Genomic DNA, 11,980 nt, shown 5'->3' with positions numbered 1-11,980 from the left:
AAATATAACTAATTAGGTTTTTGGAAAACATACATTTTACTATTGGAATCATTAACAACATATATTTTCTCATTTACAATTGTAATCCCCTCTCCTTTTGTAAATGGTATTTCCCACTCTTTAAGAAGTTCTCCGGTAGTTGAAAGCTTTAATATCCTTTTAGACTCATCACTAATTATCCATATACAATTTGAAGTTTCATCATAACAAATATCCGAAATATCCAAAGTGTATGCAATTGATTTTCGCCATAGTTCTTGTTTGTTTAAAAACTTCAATATCATTTGAGGATTTTTTTCATTTATAACGAATAATTCATTAGTTAATATATTTAATGATATCCCTTCAAGTGAATGATTATCAGAAGTAGAAACGTTAACACTAAATGAGGTAATCTTGTTTCCTGATAAATCAAATGCTGTAACAAGTTTCTTTTTTTCTTCAACCACAAAAATTGTATCGCAGTTTTTTGATAGTGTTATACCTTCCATATCTGATCCTGAAGTAGGAATACTATTTAATATTGCTCCATTAAAAGCAATCTCATAAATATTTGATTCGCCATCTGAAACAACCATAAGAGTATTATTCTTGGAATTATATGTAATACCTGATGGTTCAGGAATATCTAAATTATATTCTTCGAGTGGGAAAATCTTATTAATTGTTTTTGTATCAGTTACAACAGCAGGATTATCTCTTGAACATCCTGGCAAAAAGAACTGTATCTGAGTTATGATCAATAAGAAAAAGAATCTTAATTTATTTAGCATATCCATACTTTTAAATAAAGAGAACCAAACAATGTTTGGTTCTCTGAAAAATAAAACAATTACTGCTGGTTTGGTGCACCCTTAGTAATTGTACCTAATATCTGCCAATTTGTACTTCCATCCGGATATCTTCCATAAGACTGTGTAACATCCATTGATAGAAAATCAATATTATCTATTACAGTTCCACTGGAATTTTCAAACCAAACAGATTCTCCTCCACTAGATAATCCAAAACCGCTTGCATCAGCATCATCTGTAACAATTACATAAAAGCCATTTGCCGGTATAAATGTACCCGCTGGAAACTCTTTTTTAGGTTTGGAACCGCTATTTCCACCACTATCATAAATCTTATATCCGGATAAATCTACTTGGATGGGGTTTGGGTTATAAATTTCAATCCAATCTGGGTCATTTACTGTACCTCTGGAATAAATTTCATTCATAACTAATGGAAGAACTGCACCACCACCACTGCCGTTGGATGCTCCTTTAGTTGGTGGAGAAAGTTTTTCCCAATTATTAGATCCATCAGGTTTTCTTCCATAGGAAGTATCAACCCCAAGTGCAGGAAAAGTAATATTATCAATAACAGTTCCATCTGATTTTTCCAGCCAAATTTGTTCACCACCAGCTGATAAACCAAAACCGCTGTCAGTTGTATCATCAACAATAATTACTAACAATCCGCCGGCAGGTATAATTGTTCCTGCAGGAAATTCTTTCTTAGGTTTTGTTCCGGATTGTCCGCCATTATCATAAATTTTATATCCGCTAATGTCTTTAGAAGTATTATCCGGATTATATATTTCAACCCAATCTTCGTTGCCAACTGTACCTCTTGAATATATTTCATTAATCTTGATATCAGGCGCTGCCGGTGGAGGAGGCGGTGGAGCAACAAATGGTTCGTCTCTTGAACAAGATAAAAATATGCCTGAAGTTATAATAAATAATACAAAAATAATTTTTTTCATTTTTTTCTCCTTAAAAATTTAAAATGCTGCCTGAACTCTCATTTGAATAAATGAGAAGTCATCATCACCTATGAGATTACCTTTTCTAGTTGCAAACTGATCATGATTAACCATTGAATAATTAAACTGAATTTTAATATTTGTGTTAGGATAGTAATTCAGCCCAAGCATTAACTGGTTTGCCTGTCCGCCTTTTACACCAGCATCAAGATCGTTTAGATTAGTAACACTGTAACGTGCTGCTAATTCAAAAGCTCCAAAAGAGTTTTTTGGTGCTTCAATAGGACCAACTTCTCCTTCATCAACATAATAATATCTATTCTCACCTGTAATCACCCAGCATGCTGTTACATATCCGCCTTTAAGATTTACTGTCGGATTGCCGTACCATCTGTAGATACTTGTGCCAAGGAATTCAGATTGTAAAAGGAATGGACCTCTTATATACAAAAACTCAAATCCATATCTATCATAATAGTTTACATTTGAGATATCACCAGTGTGAAGAAATTTAGGATTAAAAACATACGATTCTACTCTCGCATTCATTTCAATCGTATTTGGTCTCATATCCGATACTACATCAGGTATTTTATAAGAATAGGCTAATCCAACATGCAGGTTTTCACCGAAGTTATTTATTGGAGCCAAAGATGCTCTTATATTTGCAGAAAATGTTTCATCCCTTTGCCCTTTATCAATTCTGGTTCCTGTTTCGTGCCCCATAACAGCTGCGGTAATTTGTGCAAAATCTGTCCAATATCTAGCTGAAACTCCAACTCTTCTACCTAATGCCATTGCGTTTGTTATAGCAGATCTTTCAAGAAATGGCAACAATCTTGAACTATTTAATCTTTCCATACCAAATGGTTCTTTAAAGTTACCAGCTTGAATTGCAAGATTGAATTTAGGAAAAGTATATTTGACCCATGCATCTCTAAGTTTGATCTGGGATTTAGTATCCACGGCTTCATTCAAACCCATATCAACCTCAGCATTCCAGTCTTTCCACAGTTGTGTTTTTAAGGCAAAAGTTACACGTCTGAAATGAGTGCCATTACTTAAAGCATTTTTGTTTTCAAAATACATAGCCCCATCAAACTGTACTCTTGCGTCGAACCACCAGCTGAAATTTCCATCATCAGACTTGAACAAAAGTTTACCATTACGTACTTCGCCGCCAAGCGGTACTTTCTGCGATCCGCCTGGAACTTCCTGAGCTAAAATGTTTATGGTGCTGATGAAAAAGAATAGAATTAAGCCGAAAGCTATGAAACTTCTTTTATTATTTTTCATTATTTCTCCATTGAATTGTTGTTGTTAAATAATTCTAATTATGTGATTTATTTGATTCTTTAATTCTAAATAACTGTTCGATTAATAGTTTTTTATCTTCATTTTTTTTATCAGTTAATTTATCTCCTGTGGTCTGCCATAAACCATTTGCCTGAAAAACATCTTTTTCAAAATTGATTTTGTGTGAATATCTTTTTGAGTGAAGAGACTTCAGAAAATCAATTTCCGCTTTAGAATACTCAGGTGAGTGTAATCTGCTGTTTATCAGATTTGAATCAACTACAAAGCTGTCAATCAGTGAATATGTAAATATGTTGTATAACTGTTCATTGGTATAGTCATGTCTTTTTAAAATTTCATTTCGAAATTCTTTCTTATTAAAAAATCTTTTATCCGACAGATCTTCAATCTTCTCAGCATCAATTCCTTCAGACTCTAACTTAATTATTACAGATTTTGTAATTTCATAAGGCTCTGGAATTACGACAGTTTGCTCAAAAACATTCTGAATAAAGAAAAGAGATATGACTGTTATTAAAGCTGCTGTTACCGGTGCAACAGCCCATCCCACTACCATTCTGCCAACTACTCTAAAATTTATTGAATGAGGATCCTTTGCCAAGCCTGTTCCAATGATCGCGCCTATAAATGCCTGAGTTATTGAAAGCGGAACAAGTGGAATTGTTGGTAAATTATTTTCTAACAAAAATTGTTCAAGTCGTTGTGAGGTAAATAAAAAGAGCACAATAATCTCGGCTGAAATTGCAACAAGCCCTGTAATCGGGGATATTTTAGTAAAGTCTTCTCCAACGGTATCCATTACATTTGTACCGTAAGTAAAAATTCCTACTGCGATTGCTGCCCCGCCAAAGAAAAATAATTGCTGTTCTCCATTTAAACTAAAAACACTGCCCACATTCAAATCCGGCAGATGTGCTGAATCAACAAACATTCCCATTACATTTGCAATATTATTTGCCCCAAAAGAATATGCAGCTAAAGCTCCGGCAATAATAAGCCCAATGCGTGTATAAGTATCAAGTTCTAAAAGATGGATTTTCCATTTGAGTACAGTATTCTTGACGATCTTAAATAATATAAACCCAAATATTGCAGCAATAATCGGAGATGCGACCCAACTGGATAAGATTTTATAAAGGGCATTATTATCAGTTGGTGAACCAGTAAATAAATTCCAGCCAATTATTCCACCCAAAATAACCTGAGAAGATGAAACCAGTACTTTTGCACGAATCATCAAAATAATAGAAATACCTACAGCAACTGCAACTGCAAAACTTCCTGCTAAAGCATTTACTGATCCAAGATCAGTTAGTGTTTCAGTTGTTCCTGCGCCGCTGATAACAGATCCAAGTATAACAAAAATACCAGCTACGATAGCAGCTGTTCTGAATTTGACCATTTTTGAAATAACTGCAGTACCAAAAAGATTTGCTGCATTATTTGCACCGGCTGCCCAGCCAAGAAACAAAGCACTCGATATGAAAAACAATACTGAAATACTCAATTCTACTCCAGCCTTTTAATTATTGCAATTGATAATCTGTCACAAACATCTTCAGACTGTTCAGCTATTCTTTCGATATGAAATGCGAAGTAGCGAATATGAATTTTAAAACTTAAATCATTATCAGTTCTGTAAACTGCGCGTTTAATTTTTTCGGCAATCTTATTGGTTTCCTTTTTATAAAACTGAACTTTGGTTACATAATCCCTTACAGCATCAATATTTCTGAAATAAGACCTTATACCGCTTACTGTATTTTCAAGACAAGAGATTGAGCTATCAGCAAGTTCCAAAAAGCCAGGTTTAAGTTCATTTACGATTGTCGGAATTTCAACAGAGAATTCAAGCAGAGTATCTGTTGTAATGTTTAGTGCTTTATCACAGCTTTCTAACAACCCCAATACGTCTCCTCGTGCTTCAGGAATTAGAGTTCTGGTATAAAGTTTTATCTCTATGTTCCTTCTTAAATCATCTGCATTTTCTTCGATCTTTCTTAAATCTTTAAGATGACTTTCAAATTCAGTCATCTGATTATCCAGATAGCATTTAATACCAAGTTTAAATACTAGCCCCCCTTTTATTACTAAATCAAGATATTCATCAATTTGTATCTCGAGTTTTCTGGTTTTCTTTAAAAACATTTTTTATTCCTTAAAAAGATTAACTATGAATCGAAACATAGTATAATTTATAATATTAAATACCAAATACTCCATTGGGTGTAATACCAAGATATCTAAACCAGGTTTCGCCGGCTGCTATTACCAGTATCCAGCCGATTATCATTATTGTAAGACCGTATTTAAAAGTATCAGTTAAACTATACTGATCAGTTTCATATAAAAGAGCAGCCGGTTTACTGTTAAAAGGAAGCACATAAACATGAATATTCATAAACGCAACGGGAAGAGCTAAACTAACTACATCAAATCCAAATCTGTTTGCCACACCAATAGCAATCGGAATAAATATCATTGCTCTCATGGTTTTTGATTGAAAAATTAGAGCACTAAAAATCATAACACCTGTTAAAAATAAATATAGTACCCAGAATTGTGATTGGTTTCCGATTCCCAATGAATTAAAAAAGGCATTTACACAAATAGACGGCAAATCAGTTTCGTCCAATGCTGCTCCCAAAGTATAAGCGCCTGCAGAGAATAACATCAGGTGCCAGGGAATATCAACCTCATTCCATTTTACAATACCAATTTTAGGTAACAAAGCTACAATAGCCCCAACAAATGCTACAGCAGTTGCGCTTATTCCATGAATATTATCAGTTGCCCACAGACCCAAAATGGTAATAAAAATAAAAGCTGATTTTATTTCATTATGACTTAAAGGTCCAAGTTTTTCATACTCAGTTTTTAACCTTTCCATTCCGCCTTCAATTTGCGGTAATCTTTCTTCCGGTTTTAATGGAAAAAATATTTTCATAGCAACAAAATAGCCAATGATCATAAGCAGAATAACATAAGGCAGCATCGCCATCATCCATTGACCAAAATAAATATTTCCCTGAATTGCACTGCCAAGAAGCGCTGCACCTAACAGATTAGCACCGGCACCTGTTACAAATGCACCAGCACCTATATTAATATTTAATAAATTCTGCAGTACAATACTTCTTCCAAAATTATTTCTGTTTACCCCGCTTTGTGCGCCATAGATTGCGGCAATAACCATAAAGATAGGAAGCAGTATTGCTGCTTTAGCTGTTGTCGCTGAGATAAATGCTGAAAGAACCAGATTAATTATTATAAAAGTTATAAATATTGTACTAGCATTTTTACCAAACTTTACAATCAGCCAAAGCGCAAATCGTTTTGCAAGTCCGGTTGTTACCAGCATACTAGCAAGAACAAATGACATAATATTAAGCCACATAACAGGATGCCCAAGTTGTGCATAAGCAGTTTTCTCAGGTAATATTCCGGTTAGAACTAACGATATAATTAAAATTAAAGATGTTAGATAATTAGGTATTGCTTCTGTCATCCATAAAATAATGGATGCAGCAAATATCGCAAGCATAAACTCATTATTTCTTATAAATGCAGTTGAACCTATCTTATTATACACATTCTTTGCAGTATCAGAAACAATTTCATTTGGATTTATTGATTCAAGAAAAGGCAGTTTGATTACAAATGCAAATAAGATAAATGCTGCAATAGCCAGTAATGAACCAATAAATGCAAGTCTTTTTTCAAATTCTGATTTTTTTCGTTTCGGCAGTTTTTCGATACGATAATTACTCATATCAAGAATGTCAGCTTTAGTCATTATTCCTCAGCTAGTTTAAAAGAAATTAGATTGTTTACCACTTTGTAAACGGATTTTTCATCAGCATAGCATTATAGTACTTAACATCTCCGGTTACTTCTTCTCCTAACCACGATGGTTTATTAAATACTTCATCCTCTGAGGATAATTCTAATTCAGCTAAAACCAATCCTTGATTATCTGCATAAAACTCATCAACTTCAAAAGTATGATTATCAACTTTTACTAAATATCTTGTTTTATCAATAACACCAGGTTCACAGATTTTTAAAAGCTCTTCCGCTTCAGATGTGGGAATTTCTTTTTCCCATTCATACCTGCTTGCGCCCGAAGCATTTCCAATCCCTTTAACTGTGATATATCCTTTATCTCCTTTAATTCTGACTCTTACAGTTCTTTCGGGAACAGATGACAAATAACCCTGAACAATCCTTGTTTGTTTGCTTGCAAGGTTTTTGAACTCCCCTTTAACCAAAAACTTTTTTTCAATTTCTTTTGCCATAAAAATTCTCCTTATTTCATTCCAACCATATTTTTTAATCCGCGCAAGTAATTAATATTTGGAAATTTATCCAACTCAAGTTCTCTTACAGTTTTTATTACCAATGCAGGATCTTCCATTTCAACAGCAGCAGTTTTTATAACTTTACCATCAACAGTAACTTCTGCAATTTCAACAATTGTATTATTAATTGTAAATCCAGTCCTTTTTTTATGAACATTAACCGCTTTTAATAATTTAGATGGTTTAATAACCTCATCAATGTATTGTTGAAAAGTATATTCAGTTCGTTCAAATTTTGGTAAAGCAACTTTAAAGCATTTAAATACTTTTTCAATTTCAGAAACTGGTAATGGAAAAGTCCCTTTCATAATCGGAAGCCATTGCTCTAATCTATCCTCATTAACTTGCTGTAATGTTTTAATGTCCATCAGATCATCACGAACTTTTGTATTATCCATACTTACTTCAGAGAGAATATATACCTCATCACTTTCACGGGTTTTGCCTTCAGGATGTTTACGAATATTTTCTTCAGCCTTCCCCAGGTCATTAGTAAAGGTGCGCCATTCCCAGCGCGGTATGATATTTTCCATTATTACTCCTTTTTTTTTATGATTTGGTTTTCATTTAATAGACAATGTTTGTGCCCCAAAAATTTTTCGATTTTTGCAAATCGTTGATTAAAAATGTAAAAAAACAAAAGTATTTCTCCCCAAATTACACCTATTATGTTTTATTTGACTATTTTTCGTCGTCACTTTGGCGATATATCGCCGCATTTAATCAATTTAACAAAAGAAAGCTCAGTTTTAGCAATCGGTTTGGTATTTGTATCTAAGATGAATAATTATTTTAAAAATATTCCTGTCAGTATGCGAAAAAAGTATTTGATATTTATTAGCTCAGTGTTTTTAATAGGAATTTTAGGTACAGTTTTATTCTATAACTATGTGGTTGATATTTCGACAATTACTCGTCCTGAAGTTAATACTATAGAAAACACAAATCATTTGAAGAAACCAATTTGTTATGTAGGTGTTATATCCAGATATCCACCTAATATAATCTTCAATGGATATCAACCTATTATAGATTATTTAAATCAGAACGACAAATACCATTTTGAACTTAAGTTAAGTACATCATACAGCGAAACCGTTGATCAGCTAATAAATGGAAATATATCTGTTGCATTCTTCGGATCTTTGCTTTACATAAATGCCCACAAGCAGTACGGAATAGTCCCAATATTAAAACCACTTAATGAAGATCATAAACCATTTTTTAGTTCTATTCTTTTTACAAGAAACAACAGTGGAATAATTACTATAAAAGATATAGTAGGAAAAAAAATTGCTTTGCCGTCTCAGGAATCATTTTCAGGAAACTGGCTTATTAAATATGAGTTAAAAAAAATCGGTGTTTCTGAAAAAGATCTTATCGAAATAAAAAACTTCCCATTCCATCAAAATGTTGTATTTCAGGTAACAAATGGAAACTACGATGTTGGAGTAGTGAAGGATAAAGTTTTTAAAGATTACAAAAATCGTGATCTTAAATTAGTTGCTTATTCCGAACCTGTACCAGGCTCCCCAATCGTTGCAGCAAAAAATTATGATGCAGAAGTTATTGAAACAATAAAATCATTACTGCTTAAAATAGATTCAACTAAACCATATTATAAAAACCTTGTAAAAAACTGGGATGAAGAATTTATATATGGCTTTGTGGAAGCAAATGACAGCGATTATAATCCGATTAGAAAGTATTCAGGGAGTAATTAAAAATGACTCCGATTCAGCATAGTTTTAAAACCAGAATACTTTTTGTTACTGGATCAGTTCTTATTCTTATAATGATGCTTATCTCTATCACTATACTTTTTCAATGGAGAACAATTCTTATAAAAAAAGAAATTCATAATGCACAGTCGGTTGCAAATGCTTTTGTTGTACCTGCACTGGATGCAATGATCTATGCTGAACAGCGTGAATTATTAAAAGGCGATCTTCTGGAAACCTATATTGATAATTTTATGCAGAAAGTAACAGACATTAAGTATATACAGATATTTGATGAGAACTATAATGTAATTGCTGAAAAAGATGTGGTGTTTAAGAAAAACCAAAAATCTTTTGGAAAGATTGAAAACATAAAATCGGATAATATCCAGAGTAAAATTTATAAATCAAAAGAATACAACTGGGTTTTGGAAACTTATACTCCGCTGGTAATTGGAGATAAAAGATGGGGCATAACAAAAATAGGATTTGATGCCAAGCCTGTCAGAAACGAGATTAAAGAAATCTTCTTTGCTCTTTTGGGATTAACTGTAATTATTTCACTCGTAACTTTATCAGTATTGTATTTGTTAGTGAATAAGATAACATATTCACTTAATAATCTTGTTAAACAAATTGATAAGATTGATTTTAACACTAATGAAAGAATACATCTGATAGAGAGTAAGGACGAGATAGGATTTATGTTTGAAAGATTTGATGATCTGCTAAAAAGATTATACAAATCAAAAGATCAATTATCAATTGCGCAAAAACAAGTTTATCAATCAGAAAAACTTGCTTCTATCGGAAGGCTTGCATCTGGGATTGCCCATGAGATAAATAACCCACTGAATGGAATAAAAAGCTGTATTTATGCAATTCAAAATAATCAAACCAATAATGACCAAATCAATGAATATTTATCATTGATAAATGAAGGTGTAACATATATTGATAATGTTATTAAGAAGCTATTAGGATTTGTTCGTCAGCAGCCTCAAAAAATTAATTTGCACAGCTTAAATGAGCTTATCTTTAATGTTTACAGACTGCTGGAATACAAATTAAAACAAAAAAATGCAGATGTACAGTTGAAATTATCTGAAGACATTCCACTTATTAAAGTTGACTCACAGTTAATCCAGGAAGTTATTATGAATTTATTAATTAATTCGTACGATGCTATTCATCAGAACGGCAAAATTGTTATTAGTTCAGGATATGATTCTGATAATACTGTCTTTTTTTCCATCACTGATAATGGACCTGGGATAGCTCAAACTGAAATTGAAAAACTATTTGACCCTTTCTATACAACAAAGGATCCAGGTAAAGGAACAGGACTTGGATTATGGGTTAGTCTAAACATAATTGAAAATCATAACGGAAAGATTCTTGTAAGATCCATTCCAAATACTGAAACTATATTTACTGTCATTCTCCCAACTGAGGTATCTGATGAAAATATTATTAGCTGAAGATGAAAAAATTACCAGAAAAAGTTTAACTGATATTTTAACTACAGAAAAACACGAGGTAGTAAGTTTTGAAAATGGAAGCCAGGCTTATGAATCATTAAAGAAAAATGATTTTGATGTAATTATCACTGATATAAGATTGCCCGGTATGAATGGTATTGACATTTTGAAAAATGCAAAGGAAATAAATCCTAAAATAATCGTTATAATAATTACTGCTTATGCAAGTGTTGAAACAGCAATTGAAGCCTTAAAGTTCGGAGCTTATGATTATCTGATAAAACCTTTTTCTCCAGTACAATTACTTAGTATTTTACAACATATTGAACAGCTTAAACTTGTTTTGTCCGAAAATGAAAAATTAAAAAAGCGGATAGCTTTACTGGAAGATAAAACTATAATTGGTTCATCAGAAAAAGTTAAGTCTTTTATGAACACAATTAAAACTATTGCTCCGCAAGATTACACTGTTTTGATACAGGGTGAAAGCGGCACCGGTAAAGAATTATGCGCCCGTACAATCCACAATTTTTCTGCAAGGAAGAGCAAAAATTTTATTGCAATCAATTGTGCTGTTATCCCTGAAACGCTGATTGAGAGTGAACTGTTTGGTCATGAAAAGGGTGCATTTACAGGTGCAATAAAAAAGCATATTGGCTATTTTGAAAAAGCTAATGATGGAACATTATTTATTGATGATATAGATGATCTGCCGTATAATATTCAGGTAAAACTATTAAGAGTTCTTCAGGAAAAAGAAATATCAAGAGTTGGCAGCACAGAAAGCATTCCTATTGATGTTAGAATAATTTGTGCTTCAAAAGTTGACTTGAAACAAAAAGTTGCAGAAAAACAATTCAGGGAAGATCTATACTACAGGCTTAATATAATCCCAATCTTTCTTCCGCCTTTACGTGAACGAAAGGAAGATATACCTGAACTTTTAATCCATTTTCTCAAAAAGCATGGCGGAGAAGATAAGATTCAATTGTTAAATGAAGATATCTATGAAACCTTGCTGAAATATAATTGGCCCGGAAATGTAAGAGAGCTTGAAAACATAACAGAAAGAATCATAGCACTTTCTCCTAATAGTTTTATTAATCCCGCAGTTTTTGAGCCATTGTTAAATAATTCGGAGAACACAGAACAAGATAAAATTGCGTTTGAAAAGTATGATGATTTTGAACAATATATTTCCAACAAAGAAAAGGAAATAATTAATTGGGCATTGGAAAGAGCATCAAATAATGTTACCGCCGCAGCTAAAATCTTGAAAATTCCACGTACAACTCTAAGAAGTAAAATGGAAAAATTATTGATAACAAATTTTAATGAGCTTTAGAA

The 11,980-nt window shown here is 32.6% G+C and carries 11 protein-coding genes; 3 read left to right on the top strand and 8 right to left on the bottom strand.

Going from position 1 to position 11,980, the window contains the following annotated elements; translation table 11 throughout:
* Positions 1–8: 8 nt before the first annotated feature.
* The 8 genes from ROY99_07355 to ROY99_07320 are packed head-to-tail and all read right to left on the bottom strand — an operon-like array spanning position 9 to position 7,964.
* Positions 9–773, bottom strand: coding sequence for an SdiA-regulated domain-containing protein (locus ROY99_07355; GenBank protein MDT3696195.1), 765 nt, complete (start codon positions 771–773; stop codon positions 9–11).
* Positions 774–832: 59 nt separating this feature from the next.
* Positions 833–1,753: a lamin tail domain-containing protein gene (locus ROY99_07350; protein MDT3696194.1), complete on the bottom strand. Its 921-nt coding sequence runs from the start codon at positions 1,751–1,753 to the stop codon at positions 833–835.
* Between the two features lie 18 nt (positions 1,754–1,771).
* Positions 1,772–3,049: a porin gene (locus ROY99_07345; protein ID MDT3696193.1), complete on the bottom strand. Its 1,278-nt coding sequence runs from the start codon at positions 3,047–3,049 to the stop codon at positions 1,772–1,774.
* A gap of 34 nt (positions 3,050–3,083) precedes the next feature.
* A complete protein-coding gene (locus ROY99_07340; GenBank protein MDT3696192.1) occupies positions 3,084–4,577 on the bottom strand; it encodes an anion permease in 1,494 nt (497 codons plus the stop codon).
* Between the two features lie 2 nt (positions 4,578–4,579).
* Complete coding sequence (locus ROY99_07335) at positions 4,580–5,218, bottom strand: DUF47 family protein (GenBank protein MDT3696191.1); 639 nt, start codon at positions 5,216–5,218, stop codon at positions 4,580–4,582.
* Positions 5,219–5,273: 55 nt separating this feature from the next.
* A complete protein-coding gene (locus ROY99_07330; GenBank protein MDT3696190.1) occupies positions 5,274–6,866 on the bottom strand; it encodes a DASS family sodium-coupled anion symporter in 1,593 nt (530 codons plus the stop codon).
* Between the two features lie 34 nt (positions 6,867–6,900).
* Entirely contained in the window at positions 6,901–7,368 is a 468-nt protein-coding gene (locus tag ROY99_07325) for a CYTH domain-containing protein (GenBank protein ID MDT3696189.1), read from the bottom strand.
* A gap of 11 nt (positions 7,369–7,379) precedes the next feature.
* A complete protein-coding gene (locus ROY99_07320; protein MDT3696188.1) occupies positions 7,380–7,964 on the bottom strand; it encodes a hypothetical protein in 585 nt (194 codons plus the stop codon).
* Between the two features lie 135 nt (positions 7,965–8,099).
* Here ROY99_07320 and ROY99_07315 point away from each other — a divergent pair, with 135 nt between their 5' ends.
* Genes ROY99_07315 through ROY99_07305 form a run of 3 tightly spaced genes read left to right on the top strand, consistent with a single transcriptional unit; the run spans position 8,100 to position 11,978 of the window.
* The gene (locus tag ROY99_07315; GenBank protein ID MDT3696187.1) at positions 8,100–9,155 is read left to right on the top strand and encodes a PhnD/SsuA/transferrin family substrate-binding protein; all 1,056 of its coding nucleotides are present in this window, start codon (positions 8,100–8,102) and stop codon (positions 9,153–9,155) included.
* 2 nt (positions 9,156–9,157) lie between these two features.
* Entirely contained in the window at positions 9,158–10,633 is a 1,476-nt protein-coding gene (locus ROY99_07310) for an ATP-binding protein (protein ID MDT3696186.1), read from the top strand.
* A complete protein-coding gene (locus ROY99_07305; GenBank protein MDT3696185.1) occupies positions 10,614–11,978 on the top strand; it encodes a sigma-54 dependent transcriptional regulator in 1,365 nt (454 codons plus the stop codon). The genes ROY99_07310 and ROY99_07305 overlap by 20 nt, the downstream gene beginning before the upstream one ends.
* Positions 11,979–11,980 lie beyond the last annotated feature (2 nt).

This window comes from Ignavibacterium sp. (assembly GCA_032027145.1).
GTDB lineage: Bacteria > Bacteroidota > Ignavibacteria > Ignavibacteriales > Ignavibacteriaceae > IGN3.
Note: the sequence above shows the minus strand (reverse complement) of the source record. Positions and strands in the feature narration are given on the sequence as shown.